Source organism: Staphylococcus sp. HMSC62D11 (assembly GCF_001839145.1).
Classification (GTDB): domain Bacteria; phylum Bacillota; class Bacilli; order Staphylococcales; family Staphylococcaceae; genus Staphylococcus; species Staphylococcus lugdunensis.
Genome location: NZ_KV840174.1, coordinates 15,284 through 31,093 on the forward strand (window position 1 = coordinate 15,284; position 15,810 = coordinate 31,093).

The following is a 15,810-nucleotide window of genomic DNA, read 5'->3' on the forward strand; positions in this document are numbered from 1 at the left end:
AGGAGGCGACGCACATGCATGCCATATTAGATTTTATTGTTGATATTTTAAGTCAACCTGCGATTCTAGTTGCATTGATTGCGTTAATTGGTTTGTTAGTACAGAAAAAATCAGCCACAGCGATTACAACAGGTACCATTAAAACAATGTTAGGCTTTCTTATTTTAAGTGCCGGTGCAGGCGTTGTGTCTAATTCATTAGAACCTTTTGGAAAAATATTCCAACATGCATTTGGTGTTCAAGGTGTCGTGCCAAACAACGAAGCAATTATTTCATTAGCATTAAAGGACTATGGGACAACAGCTGCGTTGATCATGGTATTTGGTATGTTAATTAATATTGTGATTGCACGCATATCAAATTTAAAATATATTTTCTTAACAGGACATCATACCTTTTATATGGCTGCCTTTTTAGCCATTTTATTGACAGTCGGTCATATTAAAGGTTATTTAACTGTAACAATTGGTGCTGTGTTACTAGGCTTATTAATGTCCATATTACCAACGTTAGCACAACCTACTATGCGTAAAATAACTGGAAATGATCAAGTTGCATTAGGTCATTTTGGAACAATCAGTTACTGGGCAGCGGGTGAGGTTGGTAAACTATTTAAAGGGAAATCTAAATCTACGGAAGAAATTAAATTTCCTAAAGGATTAAGTTTTTTACGAGAAAGTACAATAAGTATTTCTATTACCATGGCACTGCTATACTTGATTGCTTGTCTATTTGCCGGTGTAGGTTATGTGCATGATCATATTAGCCAAGGACAAAACTTTATAGTCTTTTCAGTTATTCAAGGTGTGACCTTTGCGGCAGGTGTTTTTATTATCTTAACAGGGGTACGTTTAATTTTAGCTGAAATTGTTCCGGCGTTTAAGGGTATTTCGGAAAAACTAGTACCGAGCTCTAAACCAGCATTGGATTGTCCAATTGTCTTTCCATATGCACAAAATGCTGTGCTAATAGGATTCTTTGTTAGTTTTATTACCGGGGTAATCGGCATGTTCATTCTATTCTTCACAGGAGGCATTGTCATATTACCAGGTGTTGTTGCACACTTTTTCCTAGGTGCAACATCTGCTGTCTTTGGTAATGCTCGAGGCGGTATTAAAGGTGCTGTTGCTGGTGCGGCCTTGAATGGTATATTAATTACGTTCTTGCCATTATTATTTATCCCTTTCTTGGGAGACTTAGGTTTAGCGACAACAACATTTTCAGATACAGACTTCTTAGCTGTAGGTATTATCTTTGGTAATATCGTTAAGTATGCAGGTATTATAGGTTCTGTCATCTTTATAGTCATTTTGGCAGCAGGCGCTATCTTCTTAAAAGGAAAAGCAGATAAGAAATATGAACAACAGCAATCATAATTAATAAAAGAAGGACTCGAGACGCAAATAGCATCTTTCGAGTCCTTCTTTTGAATTGCAATTAAGCATGTGCGCGTTCTGGCACATCTTTAAAATTTTCTAAACGATGTTTCCATGCTTCATCACTAATATTATGTTCAGCAACATAACGATTGCGCTCATGTTTAGCACAGTCATAAGAACAAGCGCCAAGATATTTTGCTTCATTTTCCTCGGAAACCAGAATTTGTTTATTACATTCAGGGTTGGCACAGTTGATATACCGTTCGCAAGGCGTACCGTCGAAATGTTCTTTGCCAATAACGGTCTTTTCAATTTGATTGATATCAACACTGATACGTTCATCGAAGACGTACATTTTACCGTCCCAATATGCACCTTTTGTTTCAGGGTCTTTACCGTAAGTTGCGATACCACCATGTAATTGACCTACGTTTTCAAAGCCCTCTTTGACTAGCCAACCAGAGAATTTTTCGCAACGAATACCGCCAGTACAATATGTTACGATGTTTTTACCTTCTAATTGATCTTTGTTTTCACGAATCCAATTTGGTAAATCTCTGAAACGTGTAATATCTGGACGAATTGCACCACGGAAGTGCCCTAAATCGAATTCATAATCATTACGAGCATCCAAAATAATTGTTTCATCATCTTCCAAAGCTTTTTTGAATTCGCTTGGTGAGTAATATTTACCAGTTGTTACACGAGGATCTACATCATCTTCTAAACCTAACGCAACAATTTCATTACGAGGTCGCACATGCATTTTTTTGAAAGCATGCCCTTCAGCTTCATCAATTTTAAACGTCATATCTGCAAAACGTTCGTCTGCATGCATATGTGCCATATAGTTTTCTGTATCTTCTTTCGTACCTGATAACGTACCATTAATACCTTCAGTAGAAACTAAGATTCTACCTTTTAAGTTGTTTGCTTTACAGAATGCTAAGTGCTCAGCTGCAAATGTTTCAGGGTCATCAATGGTTGTATATTTGTAATATAGCAGTACATTATAATCCATAATTTGTGATTCTCCTTATTCTAAAAGTTATATCGTTAAATGTAGTAAATGACAATAATCAAATTTTCTTAAAAAAGACATTACTATATTTTATCAAATATGATTCATTATTCAATAGATTAAGCCGCAAATACATCAACAGACGGATATGGAGAATGATATTTTTTTGATGAAAACGGTCACATATAATATGATAGAGCTATAAATTGCGATGTAAAGGAGAATAAATCATGTGTGAACAAGCACTTCCTACATTAAAATACATTGGTGCCTCTAAAAGCGCTGTACCGATTATTTCTGAGGCTGATTTACAAACGGTAACGGCGGAACCTTGGTTAAAAGTTTCGGATGATGGCTTACAGTTAGAAGGTTTGATTTTTGATCAGCAAGGTGATTTATATTTGTGTGAAGTTTTTGGTGGGCGAGTATTTAAAGTTGATGTTGCCAAGAAAAAATTAAGTACGGCTTTTCAAGCGCCTAAAGTTAATCCCGCAGCAGTAAAAATTCATAAGGATGGCCGTTTGTTCACGTGTTATTTAGGGGACTTTAAGACAACAGGTGGCATCTTTGCGACGGATGCACACGGTCAACACTTTGAAGATATTATTTCGGATATTGGTAATGATTATTGTATAGATGATATGGTTTTCGATAGTAAAGGTGGATTCTATTTTACAGATTTTAGAGGATACTCTACACAGCCACAAGGTGGTGTTTATTATGTTTCACCTGATTTTCAAACCGTCACACCTGTCATTCAAAATATTTCAGTAGCCAATGGAATTGCATTAAGTACGGATGAGAAAATTTTATGGGTGACAGAAACTACAACAAATCGATTGCATCGTATACAGCTTGAAGATGATGGTGTGACGATTGCACCGTTTGGCGCGACAATTCCATACTATTTTACTGGGCATGAAGGACCGGATTCATGTTGCATTGACAGTGACGATAATTTATATGTAGCCATGTATGGCCAAGGTCGTGTACTTGTGTTTAATCGCCGTGGCTATCCAATTGGTCAAATTCTAATGCCCGGTCGTGATGAAGGGAAAATGTTGCGTACCACGCACCCTCAATTTATTCCAGGGACAAATCAATTACTCATTTGTACAAATGATATTGAAACAACTCAGAAGGCGGTTCGATGATTTACACAGTGAATGGATTTGCCAAAGCGCATAACAGTTACCAATTTCAATAAATTAAACAGCAGGTACGTTTTAAACATAAGCAGGAATAGATGGTAGCATCAAATTTCTGTTGTCAATAGCTGCAAGAAGATAAGACTGTGATAGCAGTGATGATGATTAGGGTAAATAGGTAAAGTAAATGAAAATGAGATAAAGAGAGATGAATAAAATCATGGCTGTAACAAGAGGAATTAATCATATTGGCTTAACCGTACCCGATATAGAACAAGCGACGACATTTTTTCAAACGGCATTAGATGGTAAAATCGCTTATGATAGTCAAAAATTAACAGATGAACCACGTGCAGGACAATTTGTTGAACGTGTATTAGGTATTGAAAAGGGAGCTAAGATTATAAAAAAACGTATGATGGTCTTTGGTCACGGTCCTAACATTGAAATGTTTGAATTTAAAGATGCATCGCAAGCATCGGCGATTACATTACAAGATATGGGTTATACGCATATTTCATTTTATGTAGACGACTTTCCTGCAGCTTTAGAAAAAGTAAAGAAAGCAGGTGGCATTCCTTTGTCAGAGCCACATGCGAATACGCGCTATGAGGATACACCAGGAAATCAAACTGTATATATTCAAACGCCATGGGGAAGTTTATTAGAATTGCAAACAGTTCCTCAAGGATTTTACTATCCTAAAGATAGCGAAGCAACATTGTTTACGCCTGAACCTATAGATTTGAACCAGAAAGATGATACAACACCATAGGAGGATCGTTGACATGGAATTAAATGCAAAGATGCAAATTAATGTTGAACCAGATAAAGCATATGAGGCCTTTGTTGACCCAGCGAAAATTGGAAGATTTTGGTTTTCATCAAGCTCAGAACGTTGGGAAACGGGGAAAACGATTCAGTTACAATACAAAGAATATGATGCTACTACGGAAATTTTTATAAAAGAAACAATACCTAATGAACAAATCAAATTCCAATGGGGAACATATCAAGGCGAGATATGTTTTGAACCAAGTGCAGAAGGGACAATTGTCAGTGTTCGCGAGTATCCTTACCATGAACAAGATGTCCAGATGATGTTAGACAAAACTGAAGGTTGGGTATACATGCTAACTTGTTTAAAATCTTATCTCGAATTCAACGCAATTATACGGGGTGGGTTGCGTTGAGTACCTGCTTTTTTACGTGAGTTTTTACTGATTAACAAAGTAAATGGCTGTGTGTATATTGGTTTAATTTTAAAAAGATATTTGGTTTTAAATCATAATAAGACAACAGGGAGGAAACATAGATGAAGCGTATTTATGTTGTAGGCAGTATGTCTATGGATTTAGTTGTTTCAACTAAACGAGTACCACAAAAAGGTGAAACGATATTAGGAGCGTCTTTTTTCACTACACCAGGTGGTAAAGGAGCTAATCAAGCGGTAGCTGCTGCACGTCTGGGTGAGCAAGTTTATATGGTGGGACGTATTGGAGATGACCAATTAGGAGAAGAGATTTATGAGAATTTACAGCGCAATAAGGTGCGAGTAGATTATGTAAAGCCTGTTGCTGATTCGGCATCAGGAACGGCACATATTACACTTTGTGATAATGATAATAGTATTATCGTAGTACCCTCAGCAAATAATGAAGTGACTTCAAGCTATGTATCCACGGCTTTAAAGCATATAAAAGCTGGAGACATTGTGCTGCTGCAACAAGAAATACCAGAAGATACTGTCAGTGAAGTCATTACATATTGTGCAGAACATGATATTATTACGATTTTAAATCCAGCGCCGTATAGAGATTTGACTGCAGAAGTTATTGACCAAGCAACCTATTTAACACCGAATGAAACAGAGAGCGCAGCTATGTTTGGTACTAATATTGATGCTGCTCTTGAACAATTTCCTAACAAATTGATTGTGACGCTCGGACACCAAGGGGCAGTGTATCATAATGGTAATATAAAAGTGATGATACCAGGTTTTGAGCGTCAAGTTGTAGATACAACAGGGGCAGGAGATACATTTAACGGCGCGTTTGCTGCTGGATTACAAAAAGGATATGATATAGACCAAGCACTTACATTTGCTAATTTAGCAGCAAGCCATGCTGTAACCGGTATGGGTGCCCAAGGTGGTATGCCATATTTTAATGATCTCGTAGATGAATTTGATGTTAAGTAGTGATACTACGCAATTTTAAAAATGAGCTAGAAATCTGTGGAATAAAAGTAGATTTCTAGCTCATTTGTGTTAAATATAAGAATTTAAGGTTATAGTTCTTGGCGTTTAAATATTTGCAATGATGCAATATAAGAAAGGATTAATAGAGCGCATCCTATTATACCGTATATAATAAGCACCCATAGAGTTGTTAGATTGCTAAGCACACTATCAAATGATCCGTTATCACTTAGCGATGGGATAACAAATCCAAAGAACACGAAGAAAAATAAGCCAATAACGATGAATGATGTTGAAATCATAATGACATTGGAATTTTCCGGTCCAAATTTAAAGGTTAAAGGGAACATAATGGCATATGTACCTGAGCCACCTATCCCAACGAGTATCGAAATAAGCGTTAAATTGATATTTTGCGTCACAATGAAACATGCGCCAGCACCCATAATTAGGCCAATCAGGATAAGTATTCCATAGTAGACAAAATAACTTTTAACATAAGTTGCTCGACCTGTAGGTAAAGTCGAAACATAGTACATCCAGCGTGAATCTTTTTCATGTTTAATATTATCAGTGACCGGTGAAATAAGGAAAATCATAGCTAAAAAGCATGTCATGATTGGATTGAAAAAACTAAACATAATAGCTGAGGCCAAAGCAACGATGAGATATGTGAATAATGATTTTTTCGATGTATAATAACTGCTTAATAATAAACCCTTCATTATTTATCACCTCTCATAATGATTTTTGTGGCATCATCGATTGATTTTAATGGTTCAGCTTCAGGAACTAGGTTTCTGTCATGAATCAACGCTTCTATGCGATCGTTACGCTTTCTAGAAGCAATGATATAATCATTGGATACATTGAATTCTGCTAACGGCACATTAACAATGCCATAATGTGAGAGTAAATGCGATTTATCTACATGTAAGACAATTTTCCCGTCTCGCATAAATACAAGCTTTGTGGCTAGTGTTTCAATATCTTCTGAAATATGCGAAGAAATCATAATGCCATAGTCTTTAGCAACGTAGTCTTGTAAGATTTCCATGACTTCTTCACGACCTGACACGTCCATGCCAGCAGTTGCTTCATCCAGGATGAGCAGTTGACTATCATGTGCTAAGGCAATGGCGATCGCTGCTTTCATGCGCATACCGCGAGAGAAAGATTTAATCGCATTTGATGTAGGTAAATCAAAGTCTTTTAGCGTCGATTTAAATTTATTGCTATCCCAAGTCGTATAAATATTTGTGAAAACTTTGTCTATGTCAGTTAAAGTCAATTTGTTTGGGACCCTTAAATCATCAAAGACTACACCGATGTGTTCTTTATATTGGTTGTTCCTTGCAGTAACAGATTGTCCAAAAAATTTAATGTCACCAGAGTCTTTAAAACGATTGCCAACCAAAGTATTAATTAACGTGGATTTACCACTGCCATTTTTACCAATCAGCCCCAATACTTCACCTGGTGCAATCGACAACGAAATATCGCTAAGATTAAAGTCAGACTTGGTATATGATTTATTAAGATTGCTAACTTCTAACAACTGTGTCATTAATACACACTCCCTTTTTCTATTTTATGTTTAATAATGAGCGTCATACACTATTATTTTATGCTTTATAAAACTGTCGTAATTTTATTAAATAGCCTAAGCTGTTATAAATAAAAATAACAATGAGTGCTAATAAGCCAGGTGTCTGGTTTAAACCAGTATAGATGGAGAAAATACCGATGAAGACAATGGCCATTATCAGTAGGACAAGATTTACTTGATAATTTTTATACATAGAGATTAATACAATATGACGCTCACCATCATCTAATAAAGCTAAAGCTTTCTCTGTGTAATGTTTTTCGGCTATTTTAGGTAGTCGAGCATCAAAACGACGTGAATAGAAGCCTAACATCAATGAGGGGATTAAAGTTAATAAATATGGGATAAGAGCATAAAAAAATTCATTAGGAGCTGCATTGCCTAGAGCAATAAAAAAGATAGCTATAAAACCAATGGCCAATTGTAAATGAGCTATAATGTGTACTTTGTTATAGTCTAAAGTTGCTTGCTTCTCATAATGATCTATATCACTGCCGTCATCAACATTTGAAATCATATATTTATACTTTAATGAACGTTGTTGTACATACCATTGATATAGCATTAATGCCAAAATAAGTAACGAAGTACTTACGCATATAATAAGGTTCAGGCGACTACCAGAGAAATTTGTTGAAGCAATAAACGTGCCAACACGTTCTATATTGCTACCAATTAAGCCACCGATGATACCACCAATGATTATAAAGAATATATAACGGCCTACTTTCATAAATCTTCCTCCTCAATGATGAAGACATCTTCTACAGATTCTCCAAAAATCCGTGCGATTTTCATAGCGGTCAAGATAGATGGTGTAAAATCATTACGTTCTATTAAAGAAACGGTTTGTCTAGAAATCCCTGCTTTCTTTGCAAGTTGCGTTTGATTATAACCATCTCGAGCACGCAGTTCTTTCAGGCGATTGCGCAATAGACATCAACTCCTTAATGTCACAATACAACATCTTTGTCATTTTGACAAGTATATTAGTCAAAATGACATAAATATTTGTCTTTTAATTATTAAAAAATAGACTCCGAGATATCTGTTGTTAGACAACTTGAAGCCTAAAATGGCGTTATAATCGTGACATTAACCATTTAATTGAGCGAAAGCATAAACCGAAAATTTCTGGTATATACAGTAACACTGCGTCAATCAATGACTTGAAACTTTTGCGATGTTTGCGTTTATTGCATTGATTTTCATTTTTATATAATCGATTTTCAGTAGAAGTCACTATTTCACCAACCTTTAAGCTCAACATAACATAAAATGATAATAAATGTTAATATTGACTGTAATAGAAAAGAATATGAGTTTAGTGTTATTTGTAGATAATAAAAGATAAATCTTGACAGTTATTTATATATACACAAAATTTTGTATAATATAATTTTATTATTGGCAAAATGTGCAATATAAGTTATCTTGGCTTTTTTAGTGAAAGATTTAGTATAATGTTAAAATAAGAGGACAATATGTAAGCGAAATGATACAGTTTATTAAAACGATCATTTAAGAAGAAAAGCGTGTTGTTATTGACTAAAATCATATTGAGAAGGAGAGCACACATGGTTACGATAAAACCTCATCAAATAGGTAGTAAAAATGATAATATATTATCTGCAATTGCATATTTAAGCATCTTCTTCGCACCAGTTATTTTACCCGTTGTGATGTGGATTATGATGGAAGACACGATCAAATATCATGCAAAATATGCTTTTTTTAATCATATTGCATGCTTACTATGCATATTTGGAATTCCAGGTTCTGGTGCGTTTCTTTTTGTTTCTGCAATGGTAGTGCCAGAATACATAGAGATTATACAGGTAATAGCTCCCGTTATAGCATTTATACTATTTATTCTCCTGGGAATCTTATTTGTAATTAACATTATGCGTGCAGTAAAGCTATTTATGACCATAAAAGTACCCCGTTAGCTAAATTAGGGAAAGCTGACGAGGTACTTGTGTAGGGAACCCAGCTGCGTGCTTGTTGTATTATATCAACAAATCACATACTAGGTTATATAAACAAAGAGATTTTTAGCAAGCCAACAACAGTAAATGTGTTAGTTATGAGGTTGAGACATTTAGCGATGTCTCTCCTCTTTTTTTGATGAAATTAGCCTATTATAAAGCCATGAAGAATGTACTTACCTTAGATGAAGTGTATTATTTAAGAGGTGAAATACTTTTCCATATAAACAAATTTTGCTCAGTTTACTTATGGATATGGAGCAAAATATCATGCGATACAGCTTCAAATAAGTTGCGCGTCTTTGATGTTTGTGTGAATCATTACATAAATTTAAGTCATAAAATAGTCATGATGTCAGACATACGAATATGACGTTTAGAAAGGATGAATGACAGCTTAAGGTGTTGATGCTTAGATGTTTTTCACTAATTATCTATCATGCGGAATAGATATACTTAAAGTTAAGTTATAGTTGTATTAATGTAGATATCTCGAATTATTTTCATAATTCATAGCTGTTAAATTTTAACTAAATTAAGCTGTCAATTCAATGTTTGTCGTTATCTTCCAAATAGATGCTGAGTTTAATCATTCGTGTTGTGAAATATGCAACATCAGTGGTGTTGATAGTAAATTAATGTGAAGTAAGTGAACTGTTATTAATAAGTGATTCTATGGAAGTATTTGAAAACCAAAAAATGTAAAGTGACGGTTGAGATTTCTCATAGGTGGAAATAGCAGACTAGACATGTTAATGGAAACAAGAACGACATATTATCATGCACATTCGTTACTGGCTTTAGAATAGGCGTCCTTCAATCAAGCTATACAGCAAAGAAATAATAGTAATTATTTATGACTTAAAACGGAATCGTTACTTCTTTGTGTATGTTACTAAATTACCACAGCTGGAATAAAGTCTCCTTAATATGAGCTCTCAATTGACTTACAATTTTGTCACATCCAAAACAAAATGTTGCTAATATATTTGGATATAAATAACAATTACATCATGATTTATAAATTGAATTATAAGCTTATATGAAGGTAAACTAGGACCATAACTATGATTTTAATATTATAAAAGATTTGCAAGTGTAGTTCATAAATTTTGAAAAAAGGGGCATATCAGATGAAAATCTTACTTACTGGAGCAACGGGACATTTAGGGACTCATATTACTGAATTAGCAATAAAAGCACGTATCAAAGATTTTAATATAGGTGTTAGAAATTTAGAGAAAGTACCAACTCACTGGAAGGACAATGTGTCAATTCGTCAATTAGATTATTTTGATGTAGAAAGTATGACACAAGCGTTTGAACACATAGATTTAGTTATCTTCATTCCAAGTATTATTCATCCGTCATTTAAACGATTGCCAGAAGTTGAAAACTTAGTGCAAGCAGCACAAAAGGCACAAGTGAAACAGATATTTTATATTGGTTTTTATGCAGACCAGCACAATAATCCATTCCATATGAGTCCATATTTTGCCTATGCAGAACGCTTACTAGCTTCTAGCCGTCTTAACTACACGTATATTCGCATGGCGATGTATATGGATCCATTGAAACCGTACTTACCTGAATTAGTAAAAATGAAAAAGCTTATTTATCCAGTGGGTGATGGCCGTATTAATTATATTTCGCGTCACGATATAGCTAAAGGTGTGATTGCTATCTTGCAACAACCAGAGGCATGGGGTGGACGGTATTTATTATCTGGGCATAGTTATAGTATGCCAGAACTAGCCACAATACTTTCAGAAGCAGCTGGTAGTACAATCAACTATGCGCCTGTCTCGTTAGATACGTTTGCTTCTATGTATGATGAACCAAAAGGATTTGGAGCGTTATTAGCTTCAATGTATGATGCAGCTGCTAGAGGCTTATTAGATCAACATGCTGATGATTATCAAAAGCTTGTGAATGACACACCACAGACATTTGCACAATTTTTATCACAGTCTTAAAAAATAATAACGGGACAGCATTCATTATGAATTCGTAGTCCCGCCCGCGGTAAGGTTGACTAGGATTGATAAAGCTTGGTATCAGCGTATTTTCAATCCAGTCAACTACTGCCAATAATATCGTTCATAGCCTAGAACATAATGATGTCCCAGACTCGCTTCATTTTTCTAACTATTTGAACTATGTTTAACGACGTTTACCGTCAAAAGTATCTAAGAGACTTAAAGTTGCAAGTCCTAATAAATCTAAAGCATGTTGTGCGCCTGCTTTACCGTGGCCTGCTTCAAAGTGTTTATAAGCGGCTACACCTAACACGCCAATAGTTGTTAAAGAAGCAAGGCGTGAAATGTTTTTGTTTAAAAAACTTACAGAAAATAATGCTGCACTAGCAGCTTCTAATCCACCTACTAATGGGACAAGTTTTTCATCAAGACCAAAGACATTACTGAATGTATCTTTCATTTCTTGATCACCTTTTAATTTTGGCTTTGAAGCCTCAAATAATTCTTTCGCAATTTTAACATTTGTGACGTATCTTAATATCATTTAAAATTCCTCCTACTTATCTTCAAAATATTTATCTACAATAGGTTTGACACGTTCGCCAAATAAACGAATAGACTTCATTGTGTTTTCATGTGGCATAGAGCCTACGGGTGTGTGGATCATAAAGCGTGATAAACCTAATGTTTCAATCGTCTCAATTATTTTTTGTGCTACGGTTTCAGGGCTTCCAAGATAAATGGCACCTTGCGGCCCGATTTCTCTTTCGAATGCATTCTCATCAAACTCGGGCCAACCGCGTTCTTGTCCTAATACATCTTGATGTGCTTTTAAAGATGGGAAAAATTCTCTTCTAGCATCTTCATCTGTTTCAGCAATATAGCCCCAAGAATGTACAGCAATAGGTAATTTCTCAGGATTGTGTCCGTATGAACGTGCCACAGATTTATAAATTTCGATATGTCGTTTGAAACGACGTGGATTACCTCCAATGATGGCATACGTAATAGGTAAGCCGAATGCACCAGCACGCAATGATGATTCAGGTGTGCCACCAGTCGCGATAGAAATTGGTATTGGTCCATGTTCAGCACGCGGATAAATACCTGTTTCATCAATGCTGGGACGTAAAGTTCCTTCCCAGCTAATCACGGGTTGCTGGTTAATTTTTAACAATAATTGCAACTTTTCATTAAAAAGATCCTCATAATCATTAAGGTTATAACCAAACAGCGGAAAGGATTCAATAAATGAACCTCGGCCAATCATGATTTCAGCACGTCCATTTGATACAGCATCTAATGTTGAAAAACGTTCATAAACACGTACAGGGTCATCAGATGAAAGGACGGTTACTGCTGATGATAAGCGAATATGTGATGTGGTAGCAGCAGCAGCGGCTAACACCGTTACTGGATCTGAAACGGCGTAATCCTCTCTATGGTGTTCCCCTAATCCATAGATATCTAAACCTAATTGATCAGCTAACTTTATTTCTTCTACAATATTACGTATGCGTTGGGCATTGCTGATTTTTTCCTGTTTACCATCTGGCATATAGATGTCACTGTTATCAGCAAATGATGTTAAACCTAATTCTACTTTCAATATGAACACCACCTAGGTATAAAAATTATACTGATATTTTATGCTTATTTCATTAAAGTGTCAATAACAATGTTTCCGGTATCTTTTTTATTTAAACTATAAAAATAGAAACATTAAATACTCTGTATTAGCAGTATATGTTCCTATCTTTATGTATGTAACTGATCACTTTACCTTGTTAAAAAGAGTGATTAATCAAGAATCCAATAAGACACAAGCAACCGATAAGACAAACACATAAGCCAGGTAAATAAAGCTTTTCTCTTAAGTCTACCGATGTTGTTCGATGCGAAATTAGCCAACTTAATATCATTAGCGTTATACCGATAACGATTAACAATAAAGAGATAATAAACATAGAAAGCCCCCTTATCAAAGACTATGGAATGCTTGAGGTACTAATTTTAAGCAATATACATATTCCCTAAAAGCACATAAAAAATGCGTGAATATGAAGTGTTTGTAAATTTGTAAAATTTAATTAACTAAAATTATGAAATGATAGAATTTGTGTAATAAGTGCATCTGTTGCAAAAAAGAGTGACTCGTGTGTAAAATAAAGTTGATAATTATCAACCAATCGTGTATAACATAGCTATAAATAGTTATAAATTGTCAAGGAATATTAGAAAAAGGGTGACATAAATGAGGTTATTCAAATCATCACAAGGAAGACAACCATTCGGCACCTATATTAAACTATCATGTTCTGCATTGCTTATAAGTAGTGTGTTTGTGAATTATAGTTCAATAGAGAATGTTCACGCTGAAACCGCAGAAAATCAAAGTATAGATGAAAATCATCATAAAATATCACAGTGGATTAGTGATGCTAAACAAGATATAAATGAATTAAATGCATTAAACGATAGCGTTCGTAAACAATTTGAGAAACAGCTAGATGAGGCTACTTCACGTCAAGAAATTAAACAAATTGTCGCTGATGCAACAGATGAAAATCAAGCGCGTGAGGACAGTAGCGAAGCGGATAACACTTCGTCACAAGATACAAAGCATTCAGCACAATCAACTACAACGACAGATATTACTGCTGAGTTAGATAAAATTTTAGCTGATTTAAATGCAGTTGTTGATAAGGATATTACCGATACACCAAAAGCGTCTGAGGCACAACGTGGAACTAAAGACAACGAACAGTACGATGCATCAAAGGTGCAAGATAAAGAACGTCAAAATGACCAAAAATCAACAACAGTGCTAGATGATTTAGCGCATATTAAAGATCATGTTAAACAAGCTGATAGTGCTGTAACTAAAGATGACAAGGAACAAACCGAGCCAAATAATAAAGAAACAAAAAGTAATCAACAGCAAACTCCAACAGTAAAATCACACGAAAAGAATGAGGATCAATTGAAGCCACAACATCGTGATGCGAATCATTCAACACGGGCTGATAAAGCAATAGATTCAGCTGCATCTAAACAAGATACAAACAGCACTCATCTGATGGAAAAATTAGACAAACAGTTAACACCAACGGAAAAAATTGAAGCTGCTGTTACTAAAGTTCAAAATGATAATCATCATAACAATAAAGATTATGCTGATAAACGACTTAATCAATTAGCGACATTGAAAGAAAATGTCGCTAACAGAGTTGATATTGCTCAAGATAAGAAAAAACAAATCATAACTGATATTGAGCGTGCAGCAAACAAGACTACTGCTAATCGCCAAATCATACAAAATGATTTAGCTCAGGCAGAAGATAAAGAAGCTGTAGTTAAAGATATTGTTACAACTATTTTTAGCCCGAACGAGGCACAACAAATATTAAAAAATATGTCAGTTAAAGGGAAAACAGACAAAGAGATTGCAGACCAATTGTTGCAGCATATTGATAAACTAGCTTTAACATCAAGTGACGACATATTAGCATCAATGTTTGATCAAACAAAAGACAAATCACACCTTATCGAAACCATTTTAGGCATGAAACTAAGCCCGGAAGAAGCCAAGAAAGCGGCTCAACGTTTAACAAATGCAAAATTATCTAATAAAGCATTAGTTCAACAATTGAAAAAGGAATTTGGACTTAATGGTAAAGCCAATGCAGATGATATTTTGCAAAGTATATTAGATCAGTCAACCAATCAGAAAGAAGCAATTAAAACGATTTTAGCCACTAAAATCAACGAGGAAAAAGCACGACTTTTAGCAGATGTCATTTCTCGTGTAAGTAAAGATAAAAAAGACGTATTGCAATTAGTGAAAAGTGCACTTAATGGCAAAGCAGATGATTTATTACAATTGAAACATAGACTCGATCAAGCACAACATCAAGCAGATGATATTTTAGCGCCAATTAAAAATCGACCTTCCTTACTTGATCGACTTCATGCAGATGCACAACGACATCGAAGCGTACTTGATCAAATCGACGATATTCCTAACCCAACACAAGGGTTATCATTAGGTCATATTAATAATCAAGACAACTTTTTAAGCGGATTATTTGATGATAATGGCTCGCTATCATTACCTGCCTCTGGTCAGGTACTTAAAACTTATTGGCCGGTACTAGCAATAGGCATGATACTTATTGGTGGAGGATTATTGTTGCTTGCAAGAACTCGAAAACAGCATAATGCAAAATCATAAAAATCACATAAAATTAGACGAATAAAGCGTCAGTTATGATATACACCCCAAAAGTTGGATTAAAATGCAACTTAATGGGGTGTATTTTTATGGAGTAACATTATAAATCTGAAGTTAAGTAAAAATAATTCAACCATGCATAGAAGGAAAGGTGGCTATGCATATATTAAAAAAATGGATGTACTAGCGATGTTGACACGCAATCATATGTTTAAGGTGATAATCATACTTACTATAAGTTAGTGATACGCC

At 35.0% G+C, this 15,810-nt stretch carries 14 protein-coding genes and 1 pseudogene; 8 read left to right on the forward strand and 7 right to left on the reverse strand.

The features are described 5' to 3' along the window. The first annotated feature begins 14 nt into the window (after positions 1-14). Positions 15-1,376, forward strand: a complete 1,362-nt coding sequence (locus tag HMPREF3267_RS00095; protein WP_002460674.1) for a PTS ascorbate transporter subunit IIC — start codon at positions 15-17, stop codon at positions 1,374-1,376. Positions 1,377-1,437: 61 nt separating this feature from the next. Here HMPREF3267_RS00095 and HMPREF3267_RS00100 read toward each other — a convergent pair whose 3' ends face one another. After that, positions 1,438-2,400: an oxygen-dependent tRNA uridine(34) hydroxylase TrhO gene (locus HMPREF3267_RS00100; protein WP_002478997.1), complete on the reverse strand. Its 963-nt coding sequence runs from the start codon at positions 2,398-2,400 to the stop codon at positions 1,438-1,440. A gap of 230 nt (positions 2,401-2,630) precedes the next feature. On the opposite strand from HMPREF3267_RS00100, the pseudogene HMPREF3267_RS00105 reads away from it, so the two are divergent. The 4 genes and pseudogenes from HMPREF3267_RS00105 (at position 2,631) to rbsK (ending at position 5,748) form a co-directional block, all read left to right on the forward strand. Then, positions 2,631-3,607: pseudogene (locus tag HMPREF3267_RS00105) on the forward strand (SMP-30/gluconolactonase/LRE family protein). Positions 3,608-3,756: 149 nt separating this feature from the next. After that, positions 3,757-4,323 carry a VOC family protein gene (locus tag HMPREF3267_RS00110; RefSeq protein ID WP_002478995.1) on the forward strand — a complete coding sequence of 189 codons (567 nt, stop codon included), beginning with the start codon at positions 3,757-3,759 and terminating at the stop codon, positions 4,321-4,323. Between the two features lie 13 nt (positions 4,324-4,336). Next, positions 4,337-4,741: an SRPBCC domain-containing protein gene (locus tag HMPREF3267_RS00115; protein ID WP_002478994.1), complete on the forward strand. Its 405-nt coding sequence runs from the start codon at positions 4,337-4,339 to the stop codon at positions 4,739-4,741. A gap of 122 nt (positions 4,742-4,863) precedes the next feature. After that, the gene (rbsK, locus tag HMPREF3267_RS00120) at positions 4,864-5,748 is read left to right on the forward strand and encodes a ribokinase (protein ID WP_062078216.1); all 885 of its coding nucleotides are present in this window, start codon (positions 4,864-4,866) and stop codon (positions 5,746-5,748) included. Positions 5,749-5,837: 89 nt separating this feature from the next. On the opposite strand, the gene HMPREF3267_RS00125 is transcribed toward rbsK, so the two are convergent. From HMPREF3267_RS00125 to HMPREF3267_RS00140, 4 genes are read right to left on the reverse strand one after another with little or no spacing between them, the layout of a single operon-like run. Continuing rightward, the gene (locus tag HMPREF3267_RS00125) at positions 5,838-6,473 is read right to left on the reverse strand and encodes an ABC-2 transporter permease (protein WP_002478992.1); all 636 of its coding nucleotides are present in this window, start codon (positions 6,471-6,473) and stop codon (positions 5,838-5,840) included. Next, positions 6,473-7,315 carry an ABC transporter ATP-binding protein gene (locus tag HMPREF3267_RS00130; protein WP_002460661.1) on the reverse strand — a complete coding sequence of 281 codons (843 nt, stop codon included), beginning with the start codon at positions 7,313-7,315 and terminating at the stop codon, positions 6,473-6,475. Before HMPREF3267_RS00130 ends, HMPREF3267_RS00125 begins: the two co-directional genes overlap by 1 nt. Positions 7,316-7,373: 58 nt before the next feature. Continuing rightward, entirely contained in the window at positions 7,374-8,090 is a 717-nt protein-coding gene (locus tag HMPREF3267_RS00135; RefSeq protein WP_002460660.1) for a DUF3169 family protein, read from the reverse strand. Continuing rightward, positions 8,087-8,290, reverse strand: a complete 204-nt coding sequence (locus HMPREF3267_RS00140) for a helix-turn-helix transcriptional regulator (protein WP_002460658.1) — start codon at positions 8,288-8,290, stop codon at positions 8,087-8,089. Before HMPREF3267_RS00140 ends, HMPREF3267_RS00135 begins: the two co-directional genes overlap by 4 nt. 644 nt (positions 8,291-8,934) lie before the next feature. On the opposite strand from HMPREF3267_RS00140, the gene HMPREF3267_RS00145 reads away from it, so the two are divergent. Beyond that, complete coding sequence (locus HMPREF3267_RS00145) at positions 8,935-9,306, forward strand: hypothetical protein (protein WP_002478990.1); 372 nt, start codon at positions 8,935-8,937, stop codon at positions 9,304-9,306. 1,172 nt (positions 9,307-10,478) lie between these two features. Continuing rightward, positions 10,479-11,321 (forward strand): SDR family oxidoreductase, encoded by an 843-nt coding sequence (locus HMPREF3267_RS00150; protein ID WP_002460656.1) that lies wholly within the window; start codon positions 10,479-10,481, stop codon positions 11,319-11,321. A gap of 187 nt (positions 11,322-11,508) precedes the next feature. On the opposite strand, the gene HMPREF3267_RS00155 is transcribed toward HMPREF3267_RS00150, so the two are convergent. After that, a complete protein-coding gene (locus tag HMPREF3267_RS00155; RefSeq protein ID WP_062078214.1) occupies positions 11,509-11,868 on the reverse strand; it encodes a hypothetical protein in 360 nt (119 codons plus the stop codon). A gap of 12 nt (positions 11,869-11,880) precedes the next feature. Then, a complete protein-coding gene (locus HMPREF3267_RS00160; protein ID WP_002478987.1) occupies positions 11,881-12,933 on the reverse strand; it encodes an LLM class flavin-dependent oxidoreductase in 1,053 nt (350 codons plus the stop codon). 645 nt (positions 12,934-13,578) lie between these two features. On the opposite strand from HMPREF3267_RS00160, the gene HMPREF3267_RS00165 reads away from it, so the two are divergent. Further along, positions 13,579-15,558: a GA module-containing protein gene (locus HMPREF3267_RS00165; RefSeq protein WP_062078209.1), complete on the forward strand. Its 1,980-nt coding sequence runs from the start codon at positions 13,579-13,581 to the stop codon at positions 15,556-15,558. Positions 15,559-15,810 lie beyond the last annotated feature (252 nt).